This window comes from Pseudomonas caspiana (assembly GCF_040224095.2).
Taxonomy (GTDB): domain Bacteria; phylum Pseudomonadota; class Gammaproteobacteria; order Pseudomonadales; family Pseudomonadaceae; genus Aquipseudomonas; species Aquipseudomonas caspiana.
Map to the genome: position 1 here is coordinate 4,803,175 of NZ_CP167995.1, position 26,969 is coordinate 4,830,143.

Genomic DNA, 26,969 nt, shown 5'->3' on the forward strand with positions numbered 1-26,969 from the left:
GCCCCCTCGCGGGCTTGTCCTGTGGGTCATCCAAAAATCCAGTACTAGCCCTGCCGAAATCTTTACTACATTCAACGCCAGGACACAGCGTTGATATGATAGTCACCCTCGAATAGTCTTCCGCGAAGGTCTGAACTCTAACGGCTTTGCTCAAGGAAGCGCGTCATGCCCATTGATCTATTCACACATCAGGTCGATGCCGAGACCCAGCATGCGATTTTTCAAATGATGAACGAGGCGCCCTACGGGCCCGAGCGCGCAGTTTTGGCTAAATGGGCCGAGGGCTTCGAAGATCGTGACGGTAAGTTTGTCAGAGAGCTGCAAACGACTTTCGAGTCCTCATTCTGGGAGCTCTACCTGTTTGCTGCGCTCAAGGAATTGGGTCTACCAATCAACCTTCGTCATCATGCCCCTGACTTCGTGGTGGAGGGGGGCGTGCCATTCTGCCTGGAAGCGACGATTGCAAGACCGCCGGTTGGCGGAGAACCTGCATTTGGCTTTCCCATGGCCGCACCTCCTAAGGACTTCACCGATTTCAACATCGAATCAACCCTGCGGATTTGCAACAGTTTCGATGCCAAGATTAAGAAGTACCGCAAAAGCTACCTCAACCATGCGCACGTTGAAGGCAAACCCTTCGTAATTGGCATCGCATCGTTCGACAGGCCGCACTCACATTTCGCATCTGGGCGCCCAATCCTTGCAGCATTGTATGGGCTTTACCACGACGAGGCGGCGACCAAACCGGGGGACACCCACGTCGTATCGTACAACGTCACTGCAGCGCCTAAAAATGCCAATACCAACATTGAGGTCGGACTGTTTTGTGACGACTCACATGCGGAAGTATCAGCGGTTGTTTATAGCTGCCTCGCCACTTGGGGGAAGCTGAGGGCTCTGGCTGATAGTCCTGAGGCACCGTCCGTGTACACCACCTTGCACCCTAATCAAGGGAGCCTGATTCCAGTGGTGCGGAATACCTGGAAACGAGACTACACAGAGCACCTCATGGACGGACTCTATGTGCTTCACAATCCGTTTGCTCGGCATCCCCTGCCTCCTGGACTGCTCAGCCATCCCCGGCTATGCGAGGTAAGGGTCGCTGATGATGGGGAGCTCATCTTGGATGCCCCGGATGATTTTCTGCTCTTAAGGATGCTGCAAAGCATCAAGATCACTTGAGGGCCGACCAGCCACATACGGCTGGTCGCTTCGAATGTGTGCCCTTCTGACCCACTGTATCCTGCCAAACCAGATGAAGCGGGCCTCAACCGCAGTTGTTAAAGGCAATCCAGATGTCCGTCAGATTCATACTTTTCGACGCGTTCGGCACCTTACTTCGAATCCCGCAGGGCAGACACCCCTATCGCATGATTTTGAAAGATGGCATCCGACAAGGGCGTCTCCCGCAGCCGAACAATCTGCACCAGGTCATGACCCGCAGCCTGAGCCTGGCGGAAGCGGCTGAGCTTTTCGAAATCAGCGTACGACCCGATCTCATGGTCGAAATTCAAGGCGCACTGGACGCTGATCTAGATAGCATCGAACCGTTTGATGATGGAATGCGAGCAGTGGAAATGCTGCAGGCCGAAGGCATCAAGATTGCCGTTGCCTCCAATCTCGCTGCACCATATGGAGAACCCGTACGCCGACTGTACAGCGCAGTCGTGAGATTGCGAGCAACTCCCTTCCATGAACACTCCTGTGCCACATGAAAAACTGGATCTTGGACATCACGAAAATGCCATCAGCAATGGCAATACTCCCCTATACAACACGATGAGAGCTCTCCGGCGGCCTGAACACCCGCATGAATTCAGCGCCTTGAGATTGCCGGCCATCCCGTGAGAGGCCCGGAAACTCTGCTCACCTCACCTTTGGAAGCGAACAGCCATTTTTTCCAATTGCCCCGATGGCCACTTTAGCGACGACGCAGTCACCGACAGCTAAATTAACTAAATATTGGTAATCCCACAATCTTAGTTACGAAAACTCAGTTATCAATTTAAGGCAAAATCAATGTTATACCCGCAACCAATACACCAGCTCTAAATAATAGCTTGACACTACCGCCGCCATCATCTTTAGTTAGCAAGTCGCTCAGAACTCAACGTGATCACCATGACCTATATCCACTGCAAATTGTATGCCCGTGAGGAAATAACAAGAAATGTCGGCAGTTTGCAATCCAACGTAAAAACGCCATTCGTGGACTTAAACATTGCACAAGCATGAGCATGCTTATCAAAATTTACCAAATGATTGAGTACCACTTACACGTTAAACCCGGTCACTTAATTTAATGCGAAGCACAATAGGAGAATATTAGCATGCCCGAATCACCGTATATTACTCACCGCGACATCTTTCTAACAGGAATGTATGGTACTGCTTACCTCCTGCAGGACTTTATCCTATACCAGTACAATCCAAGCAAGTTCTTCTCCGACACAGACCAACGTTGTGGCGGATTCGACCGCCGTCATCAACAAATCTATGAAGACCTTAAAGCTTGGTTCTCTGACCACGGTGCTGCTTCGCCAGGGTTTAGGCAGATCGCTGAACACCTTCAATCACAAAGAATAGCCCGGGCCCAGTCCGTTTTTGAAGAGCTTTGTCGGCTGCGAGAGATGTTTCCCGCTGACTATCCCAGCGAGCCCGGAGCGAACCCGTCGGAGGAGCATGGAAATGCGCTGCGGAACCATGAGTGGTACCACGAACAAAACGTGTCCAAAGGCTACATCTCAAGATGAACTCTGCAGCCAGGCCGACCCGGTTCTTACCTGCTGCCGAAGTCGATTCATGGCTGCCAAACCGAGAGAACTTCTTAAACAAGCCATTCTGAATTCGACCAGGGACTTTGATACGTATGCTGAAACAAGACCAGATCCTCGCCTGCGGTATGACAATGCTGAATCCAACCCAGTGCGAATTATCGCTGAGGGAGGCCTTCCCTGATCAAATCGAACGGCAGCAGCGTGTGATGCTTGCATTGAATTTTTACGACGCGTACCTCGCCATTATCGACGCGCCCATTGATAATGCACTCAATCCCATGACAATGGTGGGATTCAAAGGGTTCCTAGCAACTGAGCTCGAAATGTCTAAGGCGGAGTTAACTGCCACGGTTTGGGCCGTTAGTGACCTGCTGGCGCTGTATGGTCTGATCAGAGAGGGCGATGTTCAATTTGCCCTGAGCCAAGATGAGGCTTTCGATCGATGCACCTACCAAGGGCTGAACCGCTTACAGGATAGAATTTCCTACTACGCCAGTTGGTTTGCTATCCAGAGTGGACAAGGCGTCTACGTCGATTTCACGATTCTGGATCCCCATCTGAGCCGCTCATCGCAGCAGTTCCTTCGTAATCACCTTGGTATGTACATGATCGATAAGGATGCCGATCGGGCAGAGATGGACGCCAGGTTCATTACCAGCATTATTCAAGGGTACGTTACGAGATGGCCACATCGTGATCTGAGCCGGGCGCTCTCCGTGAAGGAGACCCGTTCATTCATTGCTGAGATCAATGCTGAGTCGGACAATCAGATGGCCCGCGCAGGCTTTACGGCCCGAGACGCCCGCATAAATCGTGGGTATCTGGCAAATGTCATTCAGGGTTTTTTCATACCTGCGGACATTTTTACTACAGCAGTGTTGTGACGACGCCCTACCCTACATCCATTCATCCCTTACATCTTGTCAGCCCGGGTCGCTCAGGAGTAAAGACCGTGAGTACGGAACGTCGTCACATGCCGCTCGACGGAGGATCCCGGCCTCTCCACTGGCGGCATATGATAAAAACTGCTCGCCAAAGGTGCGAACCAGGTACTCACCGCAGTCCAAACCCATCTACTTCAGCTCCGCAACCAGCTCCTCCCGCCCATGCAAGCTAGAAACGCCCCGGAGTATATTCATGACCTGCTCCGACCACCCAGAAGCTTTCATGCCTTTGCGCTGATAAAACGCCCCCCAGCCGCTCATCATTAGATCACAAGCCGTCGCGCGACCGTCGAGAGTGGGAGCGACGCAGATACCTTCTTCAGCGCGCTGGATCTGAAGCTTGAGACCATCCAGGAGTCCCGCCAGTCCAATCCATCAGGCATTGAACTGACTATTACCATGGCTAAGCGATTCATGGCCCGACCAAAACATCGCATTCAGCTTGACGATCTGGTTACGACCCAAGACAGGCTCGACGCCATAGAGTTTGAGCGTGAATATTGCTCAGGTTTGCGGTGCAGTCCGAGCACCTCGTGACGCCGGGCAACCAGTTGCTGGCAGAGCCGAATTCCCGTTTCACCCGTGGCGCCGATCACAAAAACTTTCGCCATCATGCCCTCTGGAATTTATTTCCCCCTCCCGCATTATCCTAAACAGCAGACCCGCACACTGGCGTCCGGTAGTGGAAAAAGATGGAGCATCGCAGCCGCAGAGGCCGGCAGGTGAACGTTTGAGGAATGGTTTGATCCCAACGCACCTGTGAAATCTGCAGGCTGAAAATTCCGGAATCTGGTAAGCCCAATTCCGGTTTTTTCGTTTCACGACTTTCGAAACGCTGCAGCGCTACTCGGATAACCAAGCCGAAAGAACGCTTCTCGGGTAAAAGCCCACTATTGATGCTTACCAGCACCGTTGGAACTCGCCAGGTTGAAGAGATGCTGTTCCAGCTAGCTGAGGGGTTTTCTTTTTGAGGGGGCAAGCGCACTTGATCTGCTGGTCGTGGCTGATTCAGAAGAGACTGATCTCACTGAAAAGCACGGGCAGTTTTGGCGGATTCGTTGAATCCAGCGCGATACGCCAATATCCAACATCACGCCAAGCGCCATGCTTGAATCCTACTTCTGGATACGTACCAATGTGAGCGAAGCCAAGTGCTTCGTGTAGTCCCACGCTGCCATCATTGGGCAGAGCGATCCCGGCATAGGCTGCGTGAAAACCTTGCTTCTTCAATGTTGGCAGCAACACGTCATACAGTGCCCGACCGACGCCACTACGGTGCGCTTCTGGCGATATATAAACGGTGACGTCGACCGACCAGCGATAGGCCTCACGAGCCCGGTGCTGACTGGCATATGCATAGCCGATGACCTGGCCGTCTCGCACCGCAACCAGGTACGGGTAAGTTAGCAGAGTCGACTCAATCCGCATGGCCATCTCTTCGACTGAAGGCGGCTCAAGCTCGAACGAAATCGTAGTGCTCCCAACCATTGGTGCGTAGATTGCCTGGATGGCTTGAGCGTCCGAAACCTGCGCAATCCTTACTGTCGTCTTGCTCATCCTCTATCCCCTTGGTGGCTCAAATCGATCTTTGATTGACTCGTTTCGAGAGCGACTCGGCGCTTTCCTTTCGCTCCGAGTAGCGATCTACCAGATACGTTTCCCGGCCCCGAACCATCAGCGTGAACTTCATTAGTTCCTCCATCACGTCGACCACACGGTCGTAGTAGGCAGATGGCTTCATACGGCCTGCGTCGTCGAACTCCAGGAAGGCCTTGGGTACTGACGACTGGTTTGGGATGGTGATCATCCGCATCCAGCGCCCGAGAATTCGCAGCTGATTTACCGTGTTGAACGACTGTGATCCACCGCAGACCTGCATGACGGCCAGGGTCTTGCCCTGGCTGGGCCGGACAGCCCCCATCGTGAGCGGAATCCAATCGATTTGGGCTTTGAATACAGCAGACATCGCGCCGTGACGCTCCGGCGAACACCAAACCTGTCCCTCTGACCACAGAACCAGATCCCGCAGCTCTTTAACCTTTGGATGGTCTTCCGGAGCGTCATCAGGGAGAGGCAAGCCCGAGGGATCAAAAATAACTGCCTCGGCTCCCATTAGGGTCAGGATGCGCGCGGCCTCTTGGGTCAGTAGCCTGCTGAAAGAGCGCTCACGGGTTGAGCCATACAGCAACAAGATGCGCGGCTTGTGAGTCGGTTGCTCGTTGCCTTGCAGACGATCCAGTGTGGCGACGTCAATCAGCGCCTGATCCAGATTAGGTAGATCCGGACTGCTCTCCGACGAAAATTCGTCCATCACAGCTCACCTATACGATCTAGCTCGCGCTTCAGTTCCTGCGGTGTAAGCGTCGAATGATCCAAGCTGAAGAATGCCTCGAAACGCTTTTTAATCTGGACGACGGTTGCGTCAAATGCGGCCTGGATTTCGCTGTCTGTTCCTTCCACATCGGAAGGATCGGCAAGCCCCCAGTGGCTTTTGACAGCAGGCCCAAAATAGACCGGGCATGTTTCGCCTCCAGCCTTGTCACACACGGTTATCACAACATTCGGTGGTGAGTCCGAAAAGACCTCTGAGCCTTTGCTGTAAAGCCCCGAGGTATCGATACCCAGCGCTTGCAGCGTACTCACGGCGCGTAAATTCAGTTTCCCGCTAGGGAAGCTGCCAGAACTGACGGCAGTAAAGCCGCTCGGGGCCAGATGGTTGAACAACCCCTCCGAGAGAACGCTCCGGCAGCTGTTTGCCGTACACATAAATAACACTTTCATGGGTTTCTCCTAGACAGGGATGCTCAGCCGCAACGCCAGTGCCACTAGCGTTACCAGCAAGATAGGAAGAGTGAGGATGCTGCCGACTTTGAAGTAGTAGCCCCAGGTGATGCGGATGTTTTTCTGTGCCAGAACATGCAGCCACAGCAACGTGGCCAGGCTTCCGATGGGCGTGATCTTTGGGCCGAGATCGCAACCGATGACATTGGCGTAGATCATGGCCTCACGCACCAGTCCCGTAGCGTCGCTGCCCTGAATGGACAGAGCGCCGATAAGCACACTCGGCATGTTGTTCATCATCGAGGACAACAGCGCAGCGGTGATACCGGTGCCCAAGGTAGCGGCCCATAGGCCATGCTCAGCAAATATGTTCAACAGCGCCGAGAGCGAGTCGGTTAGCCCGGCATTACGCAGGCCATAGACCACCAGATACATGCCCAGCGAAAACACGACAATTTGCCAAGGCGCGTGCTTGATGACCTTTCGCGTGGAGATGATGTGGCCTTTTCCAGCAATGATCAGCAGGATCACCGCACACGCAGCAGCAACGGCGCTGATGGGGATGCCCAGCGGCTCCAGTGCGAACAGGCCAAGCAGCAGCAGGCCAAGTACCCACCAGCCAGCAATGAATGTCGCCCGGTCACGAATTACTGCATCTGGGGCTTCAAGCTGATTAGCGTCGTACTGGGTTGGAATGTCCTTGCGATAGAACATCCAGAGCATGAACAGCGTCGCGGCCACCGCCACCAGGTTCACTGGCCACATCACCGAGGCGTACTCACCAAAACCCACGCTGAAAAAGTCAGCCGAAACGATGTTGACCAGATTCGACACGACCATGGGCAGACTGGCGGTATCCGCGATGAAGCCTGCGGCCATCACGAATGCCAGAGTGGATGCCGGACTGAAACGAAGCGCCGTCAGCATCGCGATGACGATTGGGGTCAGAATCAGTGCGGCTCCATCATTGGCGAACAGTGCCGAGACGGCTGCACCGAGCAGGATCATCAGCGCAAACAGGCGTCCACCTTTGCCCTGACCCCAGCGAGCCACATGCAGCGCCGCCCAGTTAAAGAATCCCGCTTCATCAAGCAGCAAACTGATAATGATCACTGCAATGAAGGTCGCGGTAGCGTTCCAGACGATGTGCCACACAACCGGCACATCCCCCAGACTCACGACGCCAGTCAGCAATGCCAGGACGGCACCCACTGCCGCGCTCCAGCCGACACCTAACCCCCTGGGTTGCCAGATAACAAAGACAAGCGTAACTACGAAAATTGACGCAGCGATGAGCATGGGTATGTTCCGAATCAGAAGGTCAGCAGCAGGAGGCTTGGCGCACGGGTCTGTCTTCCATCGAAGCCAGCCTTCCTTGACTGTCGTTAACCCAGGACTGGTGCGCCTGCGTAGTGACGTTCAGAACATCCAGTGCCCACTGTTCAAGCTCGGGATGCAGCCGGTAGTAAACCCACTGACCCTGCCTCCGATCTGCGAGTAACCCGCAAGCCCGCAGTTGGGCAAGATGCCTGGAGACCTTCGACTGGCTATCGTCCAGTGCCCAGATCAACTCGCACACGCACAACTCACCCTCAGCCGAAAGCATGAGCATGATCCGAGCGCGAGTTTCGTCCCCCAGGCACTTGAAGAAGGTGTGTGGTGCCAGGCTCATAAGCGACCGCCCAATACATGTGGATAACCGAATATACAGATGTAACCACATTCAAACCGCATGCACAAACACCAAGCGAATGTATTTAACGACCTCCGCTACCTCCAGCGCACTCTCCTTGGGAGGGGGCCGCTGCGTTCGTATAGCTCACACACTATGAGCATCGCTGTCCCACGCTGGCAGGCTGATCTTAAAGGCCGTATAACCTCCCCCGGAGACACATCTAACGGTGCCGCCATGAACGTCAACCAGTGATTTGACGATTGCCAAACCTAACCCCGCGTTTGTGGTGCTGCCCTCTCTGCGAGCAGGATCGACTCTGTAAAAACGATCAAACAGCCGGGGTAAATGTTGTGCTGCTATCTCCTCTCCAGGGTTTTGCACTGACAAGCTGATCATGTCGCCATCAGGTTCGATTCTGATGGAGATCACGGAGCCTGGTGGTGTGTACCGGAGCGCATTGGACAGCAGATTAGAGATCATCCGATCCAACATAGTGTCGTCGCCGTACACTGCGCCATGCCCGGAAAGCTGTAGCGTCACCCCAGTGTCGTCTGCCAGCAACTGGTAATACTCGAAGAGCTTTTCGACGACCGAACGCAACTCGATTTTTTCTTTGGTTGGTAGAATCAGACCGTTATCCGATTTGGCCAAAAAAAGCATGCCATCAATAATGCTTGAGAGGCGGTTCAGATCCTCAAGGTTGGAATAGAGATTCTCTTCATAGATTTCGGGCGCACGTTTCTTTGCGAGGATGACTTCTGTATGTGTCCGCAGATTGCTGATAGGAGTGCGCAGCTCGTGCGCGATATCAGCCGAAAAGTTGGACAGCCGAACAAAAGACTCATCAAGGCGAGCAAGCATGGCGTTGAACGAGGAGACTAGGCTTTCAAGCTCACGAGGCACCGAGTCCATCGGGATACGCTCTTTGAGCGATCCCGCTGACATCGAGGCTGCGACCCGCGTCACCTGTGCGACCGGCTTCAACCCACTACGCGCCACCAACCACCCTAAAGCTGCGCTGACCAAGACACTAATCGTCAGTCCGATCACCAGCCACCACCGCAAGGTTTCAACGAAATGCAGATGGCTAGTGATATCTAGACTCAACCACGCGTTCAGCGGCTCGGCTTCGTTTACTAATCGAACCTGGGCCTGCATGCCACGGTACATATGGCCGCCAACAGTCCACTCCCACATGTCTTCTCCAGGATCGCCCGAGTGGGAAGGAGGATGCTCAACTGCATTCTGTGTGGCGAAGATCGTCCTCCCTTCCTTGGTGGTAATCGAGGCGGAGAGTTCCTGATGTGCACCAAGCAAAGCCTGTAGTTGCAGCACGACTTCTGATGAGTCTGCGGAGCCAGCTTCGCCTTCCATGATTTGGCGGATGGATTCGAGCTTTTCCGTCATGGCTTGACGGTCAAGAACCTTGAAGTGATGTTGGCTAAACGCATCGAAAGTAAAGCCCGCCACTACCAGCACGGCGACCACGGCACAGACAAACATCATGCTCAAACGGAGGGTAAGGGAAGCGCGCTTCATTCTGTTTCGGGAGCGTCTAGCATGTAGCCCATTCCCCTCATGGTCTGGATCAGCTTGGTGTCAAAATCATCATCGACTTTGGCTCGGAGGCGGCGAATAGCGACTTCGATTACGTTGGTATCGCTGTCGAAATTCATATCCCAGACCTGCGATGCGATCAGGGATTTTGGCAAGACTTCCCCCCGACGGCGCATCAGCAATTCAAGTAGCGAAAACTCCTTAGCCGTGAGGTCTATCCGGCGACCAGAGCGCATGGCGCGGCGCTTCAGAAGATCGACTTCCAGATCCCCGATCTTGATTGATGTCTGGTTGGGCGCGGCGGAACCACGGCGAAGCAAGCTTCTTACGCGAGCAAGCAACTCGGAAAAGGCGAATGGCTTAACCAGATAATCGTCAGCTCCTAGCTCTAACCCCTTGACCCGATCATCAACTCCGTCTCTGGCCGTCAGAAACAGCACAGGAACTGCGCGCCCAGCTGCGCGAACGCTTCGGACGACATCCCAGCCGTCGATGCCCGGCATCATCACGTCCAGAATTAGGAGATCGTAGGTCTCACTCAGTGCTTGATGCAGTGCTTCCGTACCGGTCACAACCCGATCAACACTGAACCCGGCCTCTACTAGACCTTGCTGTAGATACATGCCTGTTTTGGGTTCGTCTTCTGCTACCAAGAGTTTCATGCTTGGGCTCCGGTTGTGCGGCGTTCAATTGTGCTACCAAATTGGCCGCTATGCGCAAGCTGACGCAAATGTAATCGGCAATCTGATTCTTTGCGCTTAACCTACGTTGTAACCGGTAAGTAAGCGCCACTCGCGGCCTAGGCCAAGGGCGCCTAAGCAACCGCAGACTAACCTTGATGAGGTGCATGGAATGTTCAAACGAAAGCTATCGCTGGCTGTGGCGTTGATGATTTGTGGTGCCGCCCAGGCGGCAGCGCCGCTCACAATAGATGTACACCGCGACGCGAACTGCGGCTGCTGCAAGGAGTGGGTCAAACACCTTGAGTCGAGTGGATTCAAAGTGGTCGACCATGTAGAAAGCAATATGAGCGCTATCAAGCAGAAACTGGGTGTTCCACAGGAACTCGCCTCATGCCATACCGCTGTGATTGGCGGCAAATTCGTAGAAGGTCATGTACCAGCCGACGAAATCAAGAAGCTGAGCGGCCGCTCCGATCTCGTAGGGATTGCAGTGCCAGGCATGCCAGCAGGTTCTCCAGGCATGGAATACGGTCAAAATTATCAGCCGTATAAAGTCATGGGAGTCACCAAGGCAGGTGCGCAAGAAGTGGTGGCTACCTACCCACTCAGCCAATAGTGTTGGCTGGATCTGGGCCCCTCTTGGAGCCGCCCAGATCTGGCATCGAGCTTACCCTTGAGCCATGTCGATTGATGGGCTTAAAGTCCCCAGCCAAGCCACCAGGACGACGATGACCACGGCACAGGTGGATTCGAGCACCACGCTTTTTCTCAAAGCAGTCACTGCCAGAGAGTAATCACCGGCCTGCGCAGACCGCTCAAGGGCAGGACTCAGGTAGAAACGATTCAGGGTAGCAAGTCCGATCATGCCGGCGAACAGCACGATTTTCACGAGTAGAAGAACGCCATAGGCGCCTGATATGACATTGGCCACTGTCGGCCCAACGATGAAGAGGTAATTGGCGACACCGGTCACTATGACCGTACCAACGATCAGAGCACCGGCTGTTTCGAATCCGCTGAGTGCTCGTGAAAGTACTCGGACAAGTAGCTCAGGATCAGACCCTTTTATCCTCAACATCAAACCAAACGCCGCGAGGGCACCGATCCACCCGCCAGCGGCAAGTAAATGCAGGATATCAGCGGCAAAGTGCCAGAACCGCTTAGCACCTTCATCCATGGCTCCATGACCTGTCCACGCGAGCGTCGCTAGGGCGATGCTGCCCGCCAAGGTAGCAACCCATAGACTCTCTGTTGGCCATCGCTTGCTTTGGCTTGCGACAACAATGACCACCGCTAGCGAGATCATGCGCGTCACCCAGCTATAGCCGATCTCAGTCTCGTACAGCATCATTTCTATGTGAGGCCGCAGCTCGACCCAATCGGAGGCGCCGCTCATATTGCTTGTCATAACCACGAAAGCTGCTATGGACAACAGCATGCCTATAGCAGCGGTGCCGGGCAGTATCCACCCAAAATGAAGTACCGCTCCGGATACGCGCTCTTTACCTCGAAAGCTGTACAGCCCAAACACCGCTAGGCCGAACAAGAGCATCAAATCCAGATAAAGCGCTATGCGCAGCACCACATTCAGGGGGTCGCTCATGCTTACTTCACTTTGAACGTAACGTTGCCGATAATCGGGTGGGTATCAGAGGAGACCGCCCGCCACTCCACTTTGTAGGTGCCAGCAGTGAGAGGTGCTGCCGGAGTCAAGATCATGGTTTTAGGATCGCTACTTCCAGCCACGCTGGCCTTCATGGGCATAGGGGAATGTGCCATGCCAGGCATTTCCGTCATGACCAACTTGGCCCCGGAAAACTGGGTAACCAGGTTTTCGGAAAAATGCAGTTCTATCTTCGCAGGAGCTGGGCCGCTCTCCCCTTCAGCCGGAGTCGAAGACAGCAGCTTCGGGTGAGCCTGGGCAACTGCGCTGAGCAGAAGGCTGGAAGAAAGAGCAACGGCCACAACACAGGATTTAAATACAGACATGCAAGGCTCCTCACAGCGCAAAGCTGTTGTTATGAGGTTAGATAATTATTTGGTGCTTCTAACTTTGATTTAGAACCACACTCGGACGCCAAGCACGAGGCGTGCTTCGTTACTGTCTTCGCCTTCGTCGCGGGCGTAATCAGCGGTCTTTCCATAAGCCCGATTCCAGGTCACACCTACGTAAGGTGCGAATTCTGGCCTGATTTCGTACCGAAGACGCAAACCGACCTCACTCTCTGACAGCCCTGAACCAATGCCCCGCTGGGGATCGTTTTTACCGTAGAAATTGAATTCCGCCGTCGGTTGCAAAATGAGCTTGTTGGTCAGGAGGATGTCGTAATCACCTTCCAGCCGAGCTGCGGTCTGGCCACCTTCAGCCAGATAAGCAGTGGCCTGGGCTTCGAAATTGTAGAGAGCCAAGCCCTGGATACCGAAAGCCGCCCACGTTTGAGGGTCGCCTGGTTTGAAGTCTTGACGAACCCCGCCGACCAGATCCCACCAAGGGCTGATGGAATGGCCCCAAAGAGCTTGAACCTCAGCTTCTTCGGTCTTTCCGTTGGTGCGCTCGCCTTCGGAGCGCAGCCATAGACGATCAACATCTCCACCTATCCAACCTTGGGCTTCCCAGTTAAGCGCGCTCCCATCGTCAGCATCCTGCCATTCCAGCTTCTCAAATATAAAAAAAGAGTTGAGGGCAGTGTCGTGGACTTCGTGACCACCAGGAGCGTTATAGACTGCGGCTCTATCCGCATCGGTTAGAGCCGCTATCGGTGTCCGGCTTTGGGTCTGGGTCTGCTGCTTGGGAGGCTGCATACCCTGCATCTGGCTATGATCCATACCCTGCATTTTGCTGTGATCCATGCCCTGCATCTGGCTGTGATCCATACCCTGCATCTGCCCGTCTTTCGTGCCCTGGCCCGGTTCAGCGGCTACAGGCAAGATAAAAGCAGCGGTTAAAGCAACCGTGAATACAGCTGAGTGCATGCGAGTCTCGCAAAAGAAATTGCTCATAGTCGGCTCCTTATTCCTCTACACGCACTTCACGGAACATGCCCATTTCCATGTGGTACAGGAGATGGCAGTGGTAGGCCCAGCGTCCTAGCGCATCGGCGGTCACTCGGTAGCTGCGCTTTGATCCTGGCGGCATATCGATGGTGTGTTTGCGGACGAGGAATTGCCCGTTTTCATCTTCAAGGTCACTCCACATGCCATGCAAGTGGATGGGATGCGTCATCATCGTGTCGTTCACGAGAACGATGCGGACTCGCTCGCCATATTTCAGTTTTAAAGGCTCGGCGTCCGAAAACTTCACGCCGTTGAAAGACCAGGAAAACTTCTCCATATGACCGGTCAAGTGCAATTCGATGGTGCGACTTGGCTCACGGCCATCTGGATCTTCAAACGTGCTTTTTAGATCAGAGTACGTCAGTACCTTTCGGCCATTCTCGCGAAGGCCCATACCGGGATCATCAAGCTTTGGCGACGTCGACATGGCCTGCATATCGACGAGAGGGTTGTTGGACTCTGAGGCCGGGTGCTGCTGCATTTCTTCCATGCCACCCATAGACATCTTGCTGTGATCCATTGCAGCCATGCTGTCCATGCCAGAAATGTCTCGCGTAGCGCCATGATTCATACCCTTCATGTCGCCGCCGTCCATTCCCGACATACCCTGCATTGAGTTGTCTTGCGCACCGGCCATCTTGCTGTGATCCATTCCAGCCATATCGCCCATACCAGACATTGAGCCATGATCCATCCCGGCCATACCCATGTCGGCCATGGTGACGAGAGGACGAGGGTCAAGCTCAGGTACTGGGGCAGCGAGACCAGGCCGGACGGCCAAGGTGCCTCTGGCGTACCCCGTTCGATCCATCGACTGCGCAAACAGTGTGTAGGCGTCCTGAGTTGGTTCGACGATCACGTCGAAGGTCTCAGCTGTGGCGATCCTGAATTCATCCACGGTCACAGGCTTCACATACAGGCCATCGGCGGCTACAACGGTCATCTTCAAGCCCGGAATACGGACATCAAAGTAGGACATGGCCGAACCATTGATGAACCTCAACCTAAGCTTTTCGCCAGGTTTGAAAGTGCCTGTCCAGTTCGAGTCCGGGGCGTGGCCGTTCATTAAATAGGTGTATGTCGCGCCACTGACGTCTGCAATGTCAGTAGGATTCATCTTCATCTCGGCCCACATCTTGCGATCAGCGACAGTCGCTGACCAACCGCTATCCGCTACGTCCTTAATGAAGTCACCGACTGTTCGCTTGTGGTTGTTGTAGTAGTCCGCCTGCTTCTTGAGCGTCTTCATTAGCGCAGTCGGATCTTCATCCGTCCAGTCAGTGAGCATCACCACGTGGTCACGGTCATACTCAAAAGGCTCTGGCTCTTTTGCTTCAATTACCAGCGGGCCGTATACACCTACCTGCTCTTGGAAGCCGGTGTGACTGTGATACCAGTACGTTCCGTTCTGCTTGACCTTGAATTGGTAAACGTACGTTCCATCAGGCGCGATCCCACCGAAGCTAAGGCCCGGCACACCGTCCATATTCGCGGGAAGAATAATCCCGTGCCAATGGATGGAGGTCATGTCTTTGAGGCGGTTCTTGACCCGTAAGGTGACGGTGTCCCCTTCACGCCAGCGCAGCAGAGGCCCTGGGATACCACCATTTATGGTCAAGGCAGTCCGGGGGCTTCCGGTGATATTTACCGGCGTTTCTCCAATGAAAAGGTCGAACTCTGTGCCCGACAGGACATTTGTCTCGCCAAAGCTGGTGGCCGCCCAAAGAGGCGTACGCCAGAGCCCTAAGCCACCGAGAATCGCGCCAGCGGTCAGCCCTTTTACGAAGGTGCGCCGAGAAGTTTTGGATTGCATACCGATTCATGTCCTGTCAGTCAGGTGCACGCACAGCACTGTATTCCCGAGGGTTCGCCCTTTTGGATAGCGAGTGCGTTTGATACATCGAAGATGCCATAAGCCAAAAAATGGCGTGATTACATTTCCGTAAGCTGGTCGACTTAGCAGTGATGCTTCTGCTTTTCAGCCGCAGGCTTTTCTTGCGCAACATCTTCTTGCGCTTCAGAGACTGGTTTGCGGTTCTCCAGTGCAGCCACACGAGCTTTTTCCATGCGCTCATAGGTGCGATCACCGCCGCCTTCGGCAAAGGCCAGTGACGACATAGCCAAACTGATTGCAATAACCACAACGTTGATAGCTTTCATGATACATCTCCTCAAAGGAACTGACTCTCGATGAATCTGGAGCGTTTGAGCGTCGGCTCGATGAGGATGATGAGGGGAGGCACCTGTCAGTATGCTTAGGCAGCGATTACACTTTTGACAGGAACCCCATAAGAGGCGGGGATATTTTTTTAGCGCTGCCAGCAAGTAACATCGGGGGAACAACTCTCACCAGCCGCTATGTGAGTGGATGTTTTGCCATGGGAATGATGCCCCCGAGTGAGGCTTTTCCGTCAGTACGCTAAGCGTAGCGTAAGCGTTCAGCAAACTCACATTGAATTGGATGTGATTTCGAGCCTTTCAGCTCCATTCACTTCAAAATCTTCCACAGCCCGTAAGAAAACTTCGAGAGAGCGAGAAATAAATTTTTCGCGGTGATGCACGATGTGGAGCTGTCGCTTATGAGGCGGCAGGTCATGATTCAACAACCTCAGCTTACCTTCCGCGATTGCATCGCTCACTACCCAGTAAGACAAACAGCTTATTCCGATTCCAGAAACGACCATTCGCTTAATGGCTTCGGAGCTACCGATCCGGCGAGCGTCGCTCCAGTCGCCAAGGTAGGGAAGTAGCCATTGAAGCACCTCATCAGCAGTTCCTGAGCCGTCCTCGCGAATCAGCCAGGTAGCGGCATTGAGGTCGTCTGAAGTCAGCTTTTCCTGAGCGGCAAGGGGATGATTTGAGGCTGCGATGATCACCAGTTCGTCCTCAAACCATGGACGAATCGTCAGCTCGGGTTGGCGGCACGGCCCCTCAATCAGGCCGATATCAATCGAAAGCTGTGCGGCTTGCTTGGCGATATCTGCACTGTTGCCCATGATGACATCGACTTGAATGCCCGGCGCTCGCGCAGCCAAACGTTCGATCAGCAGGGGCATGATGTAATTGCCAATTGTAGTGCTGCAACCGATCCTCATCCGAGCCGTCGTGTCCGTTTGAAAACCTTCTTCAATTTGAGCCGCCGCTTCAAGCAGCCGGATGGCCTGAGGTAGAAGCGTTTGCCCATTGTCATTCAGCACGAGGCGTCTGCCGACCCGATCAAATAACTGGATGCCCAGTGCGCCTTCCAATTCCTGGAGGGCTGCGCTCGTAGCTGACTGGGACAAAGCCAGTGCAAGACTCGCCCGGGTCGTCGAGCCGAGTTGAGCGATGCTTCGAAAAATGTCGAGCTGGCGGAGAGTCAGCTTCACGAGCTTACCTATTAAGTGGGTATGGCATAGAGAAATTACCCGTTTTTCTAGATAAATTCACCCCGCTATTCTGTAGGCACTGCTCCGATGAAGCACGCCGTGGAGGCACCATGCGAGACATCAGCTTGTCAAAAGTAATGCAAGGAGGGCAGCCGCTGTCGGCGCTCTCAAATCCAAGGGAAGCGATCCGGCAGTTCACCCCGAACTGGTTCGCCGCCACGATGGGTACGGGCATCCTGGCCCTGGCGTTAGGACAGCTTCCAGGAAATATCGCGCTGCTGTCATACGCGGGAAAAGCACTTTGGCTGTTCAACATTGTGCTTTTCAGTGCTTTTACGCTTATGTACGCGGCACGTTGGGTTTTCTTTTTCAACGAAGCCAAGCAAATCTTCGGTCATTCAACCGTCTCTATGTTTTTCGGCACGATCCCGATGGGGCTGGCAACCATCATCAACGGCTTGATGCAGTATGGCGTACCGACCTGGGGTGATGCCCTAATACCATTAGCCCATGGCCTGTGGTGGCTAGATGTCGCCATGGCACTGGCATGCGGTGTTCTCATTCCATTCATGATGTTCACGCGGCAAGAGCACAGCATCGACCAGATGACTGCTGTGTGGTTACTTCCCGTTGTCGCTGCGGAAGTCGCTGCCGCCAGTGGTGGGGTGATCGCTCCACATTTAGCCGACGCGAGCGCGCAGTTCAATATGCTGATTACCAGCTACGTGCTGTGGGCCTATTCCGTCCCTGTAGCCTTGAGCATTCTGGTGATCCTGGTGCTACGCCTGGCGCTTCATAAATTGCCTCACGAGAACATGGCTGCATCATCGTGGTTATCGCTGGGGCCTATTGGAACAGGAGCGCTAGGCATGCTGGTCATCGGCGGCGACGCCCCTGCCATCTTTGCCGCTCACGGCATGGCTAATGCTGGAGCCGTGGCAGCAGGGATTGGCCTGATCGCTGGCATTTTGTTCTGGGGCCTTGGCTTGTGGTGGATGCTTTTGGCACTGCTTATCACTGCTCGATATGCGAAAGGTGGTATTCCATTCAACCTGGGCTGGTGGGGCTTCACATTTCCTTTAGGCGTCTACGCCGTGACCACCCTGAAGTTGGGCGTGATCTTGGACTTGGCATTTTTTAACGTTCTGGGTGTGATTTTGGTGCTGATGTTGACGGTAATGTGGTTGGTGGTGGCGGCGAAGACCACCATAGGTGCTTACCGAGGGAATCTGTTCGTATCCCCCTGCATTGCTTCTCTCAAGGCAAAGCAGGCCCAGCGTTAATTCAAATCATGTAGCCGCCTCGATGCCCGCGACAGCGTCGCAACGATAGCCTTGGCTGCGTTGGGATTTGTAGACACTGAAAGCGGGCTCGGGTGTGGCATTTCGAACAGGCCCAGGTGACCGCCTGTTACCTCATGAATCGGGTTCTGACTTGCTCATTTTGGTTCGTCCTCCTCGACTTTTTTCGGGGCGCTCACGGCGTTGCGCTGAGAGTGAAATTTATTGATGTCCGAAAGACGGATATCAGTCGGTAGGGCATGGCGGTGTTTGCTGTGGCCCACGCGTTGGGCGTGATAGATCCCGGTATGGCCGGACACCAGATAACTGGCGATGCAGGCAATCGCGGCAAGTGGGGCAATCTCTGGGCCGAAGAGCTCCATGGCCATGACGATGGTCGCCAGTGGTGTGTTGGCGGCGCCGGCGAAGACTGCGACGAAGCCGATACCGGCGAGCATCGAGAATGGGAGGTGTAGCAGCGGCGCAAGCGCGTTGCCCAGCGTCGCGCCGATGTAGAACAGCGGCGTGACCTCGCCACCTTTGAAGCCTGTGCCGAGTGATGCGACGGTAAACGCGAGTTTGCCGAACCAGTCCCATGGCGCAACGGGGGCTGCAAAGGACTGGACGATGCTCGGAATGCCTAGGCCGACGTACTGATAGGCATCCAATGCCCACACCGCCGTGGCCACCACTATCCCGCCGAGAACAGGGCGCAAAGGCGAATAGGGAATCAGCTTTTTTATCCACGCCCCGAGGGTATGGGTGGCTGTGGCGAACAGCAGCCCCGCGAGTCCGAACACGATGCCTGCGACAACCATTGCCACCACTGTCCAGAACTGCACGGGCGCGATCTCGCCGATGACGTAGTGGGTGTGCACGACGCCCCAGAGCAGCCCGACTTGATCGGCGACGATAGCGGCGACCATGCATGGGAACAACGCGTCGTAGCGCATGCGGCCAATGGCGAGCACTTCAAGGCCGAACAATGCTCCCGCCAGCGGGGTGCCGAAGACCGAAGCGAAGCCTGCGCTGATGCCTGCCATGAGCATGATTCGGCGATCTTCGGGGCGCAGTCGGAACAGGTGGGTTATCTGATCGGCCAGAGCACCGCCCATTTGCACGGCGGTGCCTTCGCGTCCGACCGATGCGCCAAATAGATGCGAAATTAGCGTACCCGCAAGCACCAGAGGCACCATGCGCAGCGGCACGGTTTGCTTCGGGTCGTGAATCTCGTCGATCAGCAGGTTGTTGCCCGCGTCTACCGGCTTGCCAACCAGGTGGTAAACCAGCCCTACAGCAAAGCCTGCCAGCGGCAGCAGCCAGATCGCCCAGCGGTGGGTCTCGCGCCATTGAGTGGCGTGATCGAGGGAGAACAGAAATAGCGCGGATGCCGATCCCGCCAAAAGTGCCACGGCGCTGGCAAGTACCAGCCATTTCCCGATGTAGGGAAGCAGGACGAGTTGTTCAGGTTTTCGGAGTTTTGACATGGGGTCGGCCACACAAGGAAAGTGAGCCTGACCAAAAAGGGATATTTCGCGCGAACGCCTACAGCCCTGTGTTGATCAGGTGTCTGTAGGCATCATCAGCTGCTACGGGCGCAGCGGTTGGTAAGTGGAGGAATGCCATCTCCAGGGCCCGAATATAGCGATCTCTCCCGGAGATGTAAACTTGATCATCAGATAGAAGGACGAATAGCTTTCCTAAAAGCTTGTCATGAGTAACAGGAGCATCGAGTCGCATCTCACTCGTAAATTCAAGTGTCTGCTTCAGCCGATTTCTACTGGTCAAGGCGAGTCCCTTGCCCTGGTTAAGTCCATGCAATGTAAGCGGCCAGCAAACAAACCTTGCACAGATCAGGCAGGCATCCACTGATGCGGCAGCAGCTGCTCGATCTCGCTGGCCCGCTGCGTCGGCAACCGCGTCAGCACATCCTTGAGATAAGCATACGGATCATGCCCATTGATGCGCGCCGACTGGATCAGGCTCATGATCGCCGCCGCCCGCTTGCCGCTGCGCAGCGACCCTGCAAATAACCAGTTCGAGCGCCCAAGCGCCCAAGGCCGGATCAAGTTCTCGATCTGGTTGTTGTCGATGGGCACAGCACCATCTGCCAGGTAGCGCGAGCGCTACCCAGCGTTTGAGGCTGTAATCCAGGGCCTTGGCCGTGGCTGAGCCGTCGGGCACAAGTTCACGTTGGGCCAGCATCCACTCATGCAGTTTTCCAGCGATGGGCACCGCTGTTTCCTGGCGTAATCGCCAACGGTCTTCGTCGCTCATTTCCTTGGCGTGTCGCTCGACTTCGTAAAGCCCGCCAATCGAGTGAAGCGCCTGCTCTGCCAATTGGCTTTTGTTGGCTACATGCAAGTCAAAGAACTTACGGCGTGCATGGGCCATGCAGCCGATTTCGGTGATGCCCAGCTCGAAGCTAGCCTTGTAGCCTGCGAAGTCGTCACAGACCAGCTTGCCGTTCCAGGTGCCCAGGAAGTTGCGTGCGTGTTCACCGGCACGGCTGGGGCTGAAGTCGTAGACCACGGCCTTGAGGGCCGAGAATGGCGTAGTGCTGTAGGCCCAGACATAAGCGCGGTGGGTTTTCTTCTCGCCGGGCGCCAGCATTTGTACCGGCTTTTCATCGGCGTGAACCACGCGCTGGGCCAGCACCACTTCGCGCAATGCATCGACCAGCGGCTGAAGCTGTACGCCGGTTTGGCCCACCCACTGCGCCAGGGTCGAACGTGGTATAGCCAGGCCGGCACGGCCGAAGATCTTTTCCTGTCGATACAGCGGCAGGTGGTCGGCGAACTTGGCTACCATCACGTGCGCCAGCAGGCCGGCAGTGGGAATACCCTTGTCGATCACCTGTGGGGGTACCGGGGCCTGGATCAGTGTTTCGCACTGCCGGCAGGCCCATTTCCCACGCACATGCTGTTCGACGGTGAACACGCCCGGTGTGTAGTCCAGCTTTTCGCTGACGTCTTCACCGATGCGCTGAAGCTGGCAGCCGCACGCGCACTGGGTGTTGTCCGGCTCGTGATGGACTACAGTGCGGGGGAACTGCGGTGGCAACGGCGCACGCTTGGGTTGCTGGCGTGGCTCTTCCTGCGCAGGTGCGGGATGAAGGGCTTTTAACTCCGCCTCGATGGCTTCTAGGTCGGTATTGAGCAGGTCATCGAGCAGGCTGCCCTGCGCCGGGCTGATCTGCTCGCTGCGCTTGGCGAACTTGTGCCGTTTAAGGATGGCGATCTCGTGAGTGAGCTGCTCAATGATCGTTTCATCGCGATGGATCTTTCGGCCCATAGTATCGACCTTGGACATCAATTGCGCAGCCAGTGCGCGCAGTTGTTCGGGGGTCATTTGGTCGAGATCGGGCAAGGAAGTCATGGGCTGGATTTTACCAAAGCAGCCCGACTGCTTCAGCTAAAAGGCAGCATTTAAAGCAATGTAATTGCGCCGCCCGCACCGACTCTTTGCCAGGGTAATCCCAGTACCAGCGCCTGGAGTTGTTCGGGGTCGAGTTCGACTTCCGCCCCGCGACGGATGACCGGCCAATGAAATTTTCCTTGATTCAAACGCCGTGCCGCCAGCCAGATACCGACGCCGTCGTGCACCAGGACTTTCATGCGGTTGGCCCGGCGGTTTGCAAAAAGGTAAGCGCAGTGCGGCTTCGCCGCACCGAATACCGCGACCACTCGGGCCAGCGCAGTCTCAGTGCCGGCGCGCATGTCCATAGGCTCGGTGGCGAGCCAGATGGCATCGACGCGAATCATTGGGCCAGGCCACGAATCAAACAGGCGCAGCCGTCCGGATCCGAGGCTGGCCATTTTACGGTGATGGATTTATCACCCAGAGGCAGCGAGATGATCACCATCTCTTCTGTTGCTCGCCTTGGTACCGTTTTTACCGGAACGAAAGCCGGCAAGGTTACAGGCGATTGATCCCGGTAAGCCGGTAGCCACTTGCGGATCACGTTAGCATTGATGCCGTGATGGATGGCTACGCTGGAAATTGTCGCTCCGGGTTGCAAGCATTCCTGGACGACCTGGGCTTTGAATGGTTTGGGGTAAGAGCTTCGTTGGCGCATGGAAATCCTGGCGATAAGGGTGATCGCGTCCGCTTAAAATACGCGGACACCATCGCCCTTAATGCTGGATTTCGGTAGGTGACATCACCGGACGGTTACTGAGCTGTATCTAGCTCGCCCATCATTAGCTCGAACTCTTGGGCCGTAAGCTGTCTTGGCTTATTGTCGCGCGTCACCTGACCTCCGAGGATCATCCTTAAGAACTAGGATGAGCTATTGCAGATTTTTCGATCGTGGGAAAAGGATGCTCAACTTATTCCCCCTCAGCGCAGCCCCCGGAATCTGAGAAACGCGGCTATCCTCAAGCTGGGGATCAAAGGCTCTGCGCCATCGTTACTTGACCAAGTCGCAACGCAGGCGGGACATCCTCTCCCATTTACGACTGGCCACTATGTGGTTCCAAATGAGAGTTATCCTACGAGTGTCCGCAGAAGGTAAACAAACAAGAGGTCATTGAGTTTTTTGGTCACGGCTAGGCCTGCTCGCATAGGGCCCAGCCGAGGTGCACGGATATCGACTATGTCGTTTACCCCGGCTTGGCTAGGCCAATGCGGAGAACACATAGACGCTCCACTTGGGCTTCAACGACTTCGCTGAAGAGGCGAGATGACAATGTCCCAAAGCGCCTCGGCGGCGCCTTCTTGAGACAGCTTCTGGTCTTTCGGGCTGCGAAACGACGCCATCCCCATAGTCCGCCAGTAAAGGGTTTGGTCGTCTGATTCGACGTGAAGGGCCTCATTGAAGGAGCCACCGCTGAACGAATCGCCTTGACTGTAATAGATGCCAGCTCCCAGCTGGCCGCCGACGAAGACAGAAGCCTTGGCTATGTCTCGTCCATCTTTGTAAATGGTCGCAGAGAAACGGTTTCCATCAATCCGGCGGAAGACGCCTTGGTATCCCTCGTTTCGAGCCTGCAGCTCCGCCAGCGAATTCTCAAAGTAGCGAGCTATATACTCGAAAGATTCAAGTTGGAACTGATCCTTATCGAGTTGGGTAAAGGACTTGGCTAACCTAAGGTTGCTGGAACGCGGCCCCGGGCTGGGACTAAGGGCTGCTGCAACTGGCATCGCATAATCGGGGCGTACGCTTCTCAGAGGCGCCACAGGTTTATCGGTTCGCCATTGTTCAGCTGCCTTGCGAACTTCCTTCGCTACCTGCAGGAATGCCTCATCCCGATCAGCCCAGAGGGTTACTGGCTTTCCGTCCGAGGGGGTGCCGAGCAGCTTACCGAATGGAGCATAGTGCCAATCGCAGGCCCGCAGGATTACGGGAATGACAATCGCCTGCTTCGCGTCATGCCGTTCCATGGCACGAGTCATTTCGACGTTGTAGCAGTAGTCGGATGCAATGAAATCGGGGCTAACCAACAGCAGAATAATCTCGTCGGTATTGATGTGCTCATCAATGGCAGCATCAATCTCTTGGCCAGCATTGATTCGCCGATCATGCCAGGTCTCGATAACACCCTGACGCTTCAGCATGGACAGCTGTTTTTCGAGCTGGTCTCGCAACCCCTCGTCTGCATGGCAGTAGGAGAAAAATACGTTCGGCAAGGTAATGACTCCATGCAGGTTGGGCGACTCGATCTTACGACCTAAATGCAATCCAATTCAAACCGATCACCTCGATGCTGGCGTGGAACCAAAAAAGCTGTCTGATCGTCGATGATTTCCCCGATGTGGAGAAGGCTTCTTGCGTAGGTGTCCTGATCGAAAGCTCCAGCGCCCCCGATGCACGGCGCCTGAGCATGCGAGACAGCCTCCCTTTGCCAAGCTGAAAGTCAGATACAGATCAGTTGGAAGCTAGATACCTGTCACCTTGCGCAGTCACTTCAGGGATCGGGCGGCCATCATGAAGTTAGTGCTGAGCCAGGCTGGCAATGACCCCAAAGCAGCACCGATCATATAGACGGTATTCACCGGCAAACTCTATGCACGTCGCCCAGCGCCCAGACTCGGCGCGTACAACCTAATCGTAGCCAGGCATACGTAACGAACAACGCTGCTGGCGCCCTCGATCTCAGTTGCCAGAAACCTGCAATGCTGCTCTCCATCAACTGACCGAGCTAAATTTGAGGTTATGGTCTATTACCAGTTCGGCGAACTGCAGGAGGTCATTGATCGACCCTCGACCCGTACGATCTAAGTGAAGGCCCATTATCCCGACCGACCTCGGGCCATCTTGATCACATCGTTTAGAGTCTCCAGTCATGACAACCCCACCTTTTCTCTCGTCCAGATAATGACCCGGCTCTATCCCCATGTGAGCGCAAACCGCTTGGTAGATAGCGGGATTAGGTTTCATCAGACCTAGCTCATAGCTGTATGCATAGCCATGCAGTTTTGGGAATAACCGCCTGACGACCGGCCCGTAAGGGCTGGCTAGATTTGAACAGACGCCCACTTTCAGCCCTGCATCCAGCAGGCGGGGGATGGCCTCCAAGGCGTCAGAAAAAGGTCTGATAGACGAGAGCTCCAACTCTAATGCTTGGCTCATTTTCTCCCTTTGCAATGGCGTTAGCGCTATGCCTAGAAATGAAGCCATCTCGTCGATCGCCAGGTTTTTCGTCATGACAAGGCCAAGGCTTTCTGAACCTGAAGCGATGCCCTGCCGACGCCCCTCCCTGATGAGCTCCCTATAGGGGTTTGTTGGGTGATCGATTCGAAGAATTGTTCCGAATGCATCGAGCACCACGGCATTAATCATTCAGCTAGCCTCATGTCGGTAACCGTGGACAGAGTCATTACCCATGACCTCCCATACCTTTCAAAACAACCGCACTGCAGCGGAAAGGGTCATGGATGTTCGACGTCCACGCCCAAGCAACACGTAGATTTTGTTCTCAGTCAGGAAAAACATTCCGTCAGTAAAATCAACCAAAGGCGTCGTACGAAACCATTGCGACTTAGCCGACGTCGAGCTGTCGTACAGCGTGTCGAAGACCAGCAACATCATCGGTTTTTTTCCTTCGACGTTTAGCTCTTCAACAACGAGATCGGGGGCTTCTAGGTCGAGCCATACCCATTCGCCCGGTATACAAAAGCTACGGCCTGGGAATTTCTGGTGAGTAACTCGAATTGCCTCATCAAGCTCGATTTGACTTGCTGTCATGACTGAGCTCGGGCCGATCATTTGCCGGATATCAAAGTCCTGCATGGTTGCTCCTTCTTCATTAAATCCGTCCGAAGCGTGGTTTACCTGACCTGTCGGAAGCCGTCCCACGACAAAGATTGCTCATGTCTGGGGCCTTAGAGTCGATCACGTACCGACCGACCACGGACGCACAGCTGACTCAATGCAAATTGCTAACAGCGTCACCAGGGTTCGACCGAAAAAGCCTGGTCTGTCCCAGAAAGGGATTTTCCCCTTCATGAACCAGTAAGTAGTAACTGCCCGAAAACGTGATGGCTATCGTCCAGCCCCGCTCTTCCTGCAGTCGTATGATCTGTGACGTACGGATCATACGTCCGTCCTGAAATCTACTGCTCAGATCCATAAACACCCGACCGACCAGACACGGGAATTCAACCTCCGGCATCCACAAGAATGCACCTACTGGCGTGGTGAATTTCAAGGCAGCTGCAGCCAGAACCTGTGGCGGCCAATCTACGACGGTCGCCATTAGTCACACCCCGGGGTAACGTGCTCCGAGGCTATGACGTAATGATCTTGAGCATCGATGGTTTGAAGCAGCGCGAAGCCCCCTTTCTTCGAAATTTCCCGTACCGGGGGAGTCGCCACAGTCGCCCCATCGGGCGAGCCCGACTGATCACAATAGACGGTAGCTGCGTAACGATTGCCGACGCGTGCAGCATCCACGAGATACGCATCTACAAAGACGCCCCATTCCTGAGACTTCGCCTGAGCAACCTCGCTCGGCGGCGAATGCCCCTGCGCTCCGCTACGATGGGACTCGCAGCCTGTGAGACGAATAACGTTTGATTTCAAAGCACATGCGCTCCTCAGATTTCAATCTCAAAAAAGGGATCAAAGCCCGTTGATTCATTGGGGTAGCCACGAGGATTTGAAACAACTCGGCAACCCGCCAACTCCACGTCGACAAATTCGTGGGTGTGCCCAAAGATCCAGAGATCAGCCTCCTGAATTAACTCGGGCCAGTCGTTTGTATAGGCGGCATTGAGATTCCCCTCGTGCTTGCCTCCGACTACTGCCGAGGACGGGGAATGGTGAGTGACCACGATAGTCTTCCCCTGAAACGGCTTCGCGAGCTCCTGCGCCAACCAGGCTCTGGCCATGTGATTTCGGACGATTAGATCAGCCGGCCTCAAACGTCGATACCCTGCATCGATGCGGATATAGTTGAAGTCGTTCATACGCTCCCAAGCCATCGCTGTCGCTGCAACTTGACTGCCAGTAGAGCTGAAATCAGTCCATCCGGTCGTGCCCAAGATCCGAATGTCATTGAGGATGACGAGGTCATTTTCGAGCACATGGACGTGAGGCTCGGCAGCGTCTCTCATCTTCTGCAGCGTGCGGTCGATATGCCCGTCATAGAACTCATGGTTACCGCAGACATACGCGACTTGGCAACTGAATGTCTCATTGGCCCATTTCACACCCCTTGCCTTTTTATCGATATCACCGCCAAGGATGACCAAGTCGACAGCGGGATCAAGGGCTGGCGGATGGAAGAGATGAAATTCGTTGTGAAGGTCTGAGACGACATACAGTCGCATGCGGCTAAACTCGATTTAGGTGATTATTGATATTTCATAGCGAAACCATGCACCCGCGAAGGCTCAGCGCTTTCA

The 26,969-nt window shown here is 54.8% G+C and carries 26 protein-coding genes, 2 pseudogenes and 1 riboswitch; of the genes and pseudogenes, 7 read left to right on the forward strand and 21 right to left on the reverse strand.

Translation table 11 applies throughout. From position 1 onward, the window contains the following. The first annotated feature begins 165 nt into the window (after positions 1-165). The 5 genes and pseudogenes from ABRP31_RS21765 to ABRP31_RS21785 form a co-directional block, all read left to right on the forward strand. Positions 166-1,182, forward strand: coding sequence for a glycosaminoglycan attachment site (locus ABRP31_RS21765; RefSeq protein WP_065992379.1), 1,017 nt, complete (start codon positions 166-168; stop codon positions 1,180-1,182). Between the two features lie 113 nt (positions 1,183-1,295). After that, entirely contained in the window at positions 1,296-1,715 is a 420-nt protein-coding gene (locus ABRP31_RS21770; RefSeq protein ID WP_226504910.1) for an HAD family hydrolase, read from the forward strand. Between the two features lie 615 nt (positions 1,716-2,330). After that, positions 2,331-2,753: a hypothetical protein gene (locus ABRP31_RS21775; RefSeq protein ID WP_065992378.1), complete on the forward strand. Its 423-nt coding sequence runs from the start codon at positions 2,331-2,333 to the stop codon at positions 2,751-2,753. Between the two features lie 116 nt (positions 2,754-2,869). After that, positions 2,870-3,661, forward strand: coding sequence for a hypothetical protein (locus tag ABRP31_RS21780; protein WP_065992377.1), 792 nt, complete (start codon positions 2,870-2,872; stop codon positions 3,659-3,661). A gap of 911 nt (positions 3,662-4,572) precedes the next feature. After that, positions 4,573-4,692: pseudogene (locus tag ABRP31_RS21785) on the forward strand (antitoxin Xre/MbcA/ParS toxin-binding domain-containing protein); the annotation flags it as partial. 37 nt (positions 4,693-4,729) lie between these two features. On the opposite strand, the gene ABRP31_RS21790 reads toward ABRP31_RS21785, so the two are convergent. From ABRP31_RS21790 to ABRP31_RS21820, 7 genes are all read right to left on the reverse strand, one after another. After that, positions 4,730-5,278, reverse strand: coding sequence for an arsinothricin resistance N-acetyltransferase ArsN1 family B (locus ABRP31_RS21790; RefSeq protein ID WP_330735746.1), 549 nt, complete (start codon positions 5,276-5,278; stop codon positions 4,730-4,732). A gap of 19 nt (positions 5,279-5,297) precedes the next feature. Then, positions 5,298-6,032: an arsenical resistance protein ArsH gene (gene arsH, locus ABRP31_RS21795; RefSeq protein WP_065993189.1), complete on the reverse strand. Its 735-nt coding sequence runs from the start codon at positions 6,030-6,032 to the stop codon at positions 5,298-5,300. Next, positions 6,032-6,502 carry an arsenate reductase ArsC gene (locus ABRP31_RS21800; protein ID WP_065992376.1) on the reverse strand — a complete coding sequence of 157 codons (471 nt, stop codon included), beginning with the start codon at positions 6,500-6,502 and terminating at the stop codon, positions 6,032-6,034. Before ABRP31_RS21800 ends, arsH begins: the two co-directional genes overlap by 1 nt. Before the next feature lie 9 nt (positions 6,503-6,511). Further along, on the reverse strand, positions 6,512-7,801 hold the full coding sequence (locus ABRP31_RS21805) for an arsenic transporter (RefSeq protein WP_122280366.1): 1,290 nt from the start codon (positions 7,799-7,801) through the stop codon (positions 6,512-6,514). A 22-nt stretch (positions 7,802-7,823) separates the two neighbouring features. Further along, positions 7,824-8,174 carry a metalloregulator ArsR/SmtB family transcription factor gene (locus ABRP31_RS21810; RefSeq protein ID WP_065992371.1) on the reverse strand — a complete coding sequence of 117 codons (351 nt, stop codon included), beginning with the start codon at positions 8,172-8,174 and terminating at the stop codon, positions 7,824-7,826. A gap of 147 nt (positions 8,175-8,321) precedes the next feature. Next, entirely contained in the window at positions 8,322-9,716 is a 1,395-nt protein-coding gene (locus ABRP31_RS21815; RefSeq protein ID WP_122280367.1) for a heavy metal sensor histidine kinase, read from the reverse strand. Then, positions 9,713-10,396 carry a heavy metal response regulator transcription factor gene (locus tag ABRP31_RS21820; RefSeq protein ID WP_032656501.1) on the reverse strand — a complete coding sequence of 228 codons (684 nt, stop codon included), beginning with the start codon at positions 10,394-10,396 and terminating at the stop codon, positions 9,713-9,715. The genes ABRP31_RS21815 and ABRP31_RS21820 overlap by 4 nt, the downstream gene beginning before the upstream one ends. Positions 10,397-10,586: 190 nt before the next feature. Between ABRP31_RS21820 and ABRP31_RS21825 the strand changes: the two genes are divergently transcribed. Then, complete coding sequence (locus ABRP31_RS21825) at positions 10,587-11,033, forward strand: DUF411 domain-containing protein (protein WP_065992367.1); 447 nt, start codon at positions 10,587-10,589, stop codon at positions 11,031-11,033. Positions 11,034-11,084: 51 nt separating this feature from the next. Here the strand turns inward: ABRP31_RS21825 and copD are convergent, their stop codons facing one another. The 6 genes from copD to ABRP31_RS21855 form a co-directional block, all read right to left on the reverse strand. Then, positions 11,085-12,020, reverse strand: a complete 936-nt coding sequence (gene copD / locus ABRP31_RS21830) for a copper homeostasis membrane protein CopD (protein ID WP_065992366.1) — start codon at positions 12,018-12,020, stop codon at positions 11,085-11,087. A 2-nt stretch (positions 12,021-12,022) separates the two neighbouring features. Next, positions 12,023-12,406 carry a copper homeostasis periplasmic binding protein CopC gene (copC, locus tag ABRP31_RS21835; RefSeq protein ID WP_065992364.1) on the reverse strand — a complete coding sequence of 128 codons (384 nt, stop codon included), beginning with the start codon at positions 12,404-12,406 and terminating at the stop codon, positions 12,023-12,025. 69 nt (positions 12,407-12,475) lie between these two features. Continuing rightward, positions 12,476-13,417 (reverse strand): copper resistance protein B, encoded by a 942-nt coding sequence (locus tag ABRP31_RS21840; protein WP_083233251.1) that lies wholly within the window; start codon positions 13,415-13,417, stop codon positions 12,476-12,478. A 10-nt stretch (positions 13,418-13,427) separates the two neighbouring features. Then, on the reverse strand, positions 13,428-15,284 hold the full coding sequence (locus tag ABRP31_RS21845; RefSeq protein ID WP_122280368.1) for a copper resistance system multicopper oxidase: 1,857 nt from the start codon (positions 15,282-15,284) through the stop codon (positions 13,428-13,430). Positions 15,285-15,427: 143 nt separating this feature from the next. Then, entirely contained in the window at positions 15,428-15,631 is a 204-nt protein-coding gene (locus tag ABRP31_RS21850) for a co-regulatory protein PtrA N-terminal domain-containing protein (protein ID WP_032656495.1), read from the reverse strand. 287 nt (positions 15,632-15,918) lie between these two features. Continuing rightward, positions 15,919-16,839: a LysR family transcriptional regulator gene (locus tag ABRP31_RS21855; protein ID WP_065992360.1), complete on the reverse strand. Its 921-nt coding sequence runs from the start codon at positions 16,837-16,839 to the stop codon at positions 15,919-15,921. A gap of 137 nt (positions 16,840-16,976) precedes the next feature. On the opposite strand from ABRP31_RS21855, the gene ABRP31_RS21860 reads away from it, so the two are divergent. Next, the gene (locus tag ABRP31_RS21860; RefSeq protein ID WP_372489465.1) at positions 16,977-18,122 is read left to right on the forward strand and encodes a TDT family transporter; all 1,146 of its coding nucleotides are present in this window, start codon (positions 16,977-16,979) and stop codon (positions 18,120-18,122) included. A 155-nt stretch (positions 18,123-18,277) separates the two neighbouring features. On the opposite strand, the gene ABRP31_RS21865 is transcribed toward ABRP31_RS21860, so the two are convergent. The 8 genes and pseudogenes from ABRP31_RS21865 to ABRP31_RS21900 all read right to left on the reverse strand — a co-directional run bounded on the left by ABRP31_RS21865 (position 18,278) and on the right by ABRP31_RS21900 (position 26,894). Then, positions 18,278-19,606, reverse strand: a complete 1,329-nt coding sequence (locus ABRP31_RS21865; RefSeq protein WP_065992356.1) for a voltage-gated chloride channel family protein — start codon at positions 19,604-19,606, stop codon at positions 18,278-18,280. Positions 19,607-19,685: 79 nt separating this feature from the next. Further along, positions 19,686-19,758, reverse strand: a riboswitch (Fluoride riboswitch). 214 nt (positions 19,759-19,972) lie between these two features. After that, a pseudogene (locus tag ABRP31_RS21870) lies at positions 19,973-21,497 on the reverse strand (IS66 family transposase). Between the two features lie 50 nt (positions 21,498-21,547). Next, positions 21,548-21,883 carry an IS66 family insertion sequence element accessory protein TnpB gene (tnpB, locus tag ABRP31_RS21875; protein ID WP_065992353.1) on the reverse strand — a complete coding sequence of 112 codons (336 nt, stop codon included), beginning with the start codon at positions 21,881-21,883 and terminating at the stop codon, positions 21,548-21,550. Continuing rightward, positions 21,880-22,197, reverse strand: a complete 318-nt coding sequence (locus tag ABRP31_RS21880) for a transposase (protein ID WP_065992351.1) — start codon at positions 22,195-22,197, stop codon at positions 21,880-21,882. Before ABRP31_RS21880 ends, tnpB begins: the two co-directional genes overlap by 4 nt. A gap of 581 nt (positions 22,198-22,778) precedes the next feature. After that, entirely contained in the window at positions 22,779-23,750 is a 972-nt protein-coding gene (locus ABRP31_RS21885; protein ID WP_151330729.1) for a TIR domain-containing protein, read from the reverse strand. Positions 23,751-24,249: 499 nt separating this feature from the next. Further along, positions 24,250-24,903: an HAD family hydrolase gene (locus ABRP31_RS21890; RefSeq protein WP_065992346.1), complete on the reverse strand. Its 654-nt coding sequence runs from the start codon at positions 24,901-24,903 to the stop codon at positions 24,250-24,252. 60 nt (positions 24,904-24,963) lie between these two features. After that, the gene (locus ABRP31_RS21895) at positions 24,964-25,353 is read right to left on the reverse strand and encodes a hypothetical protein (RefSeq protein WP_065992345.1); all 390 of its coding nucleotides are present in this window, start codon (positions 25,351-25,353) and stop codon (positions 24,964-24,966) included. Between the two features lie 806 nt (positions 25,354-26,159). Continuing rightward, positions 26,160-26,894, reverse strand: coding sequence for a metallophosphoesterase (locus tag ABRP31_RS21900; protein WP_065992343.1), 735 nt, complete (start codon positions 26,892-26,894; stop codon positions 26,160-26,162). Positions 26,895-26,969 lie beyond the last annotated feature (75 nt).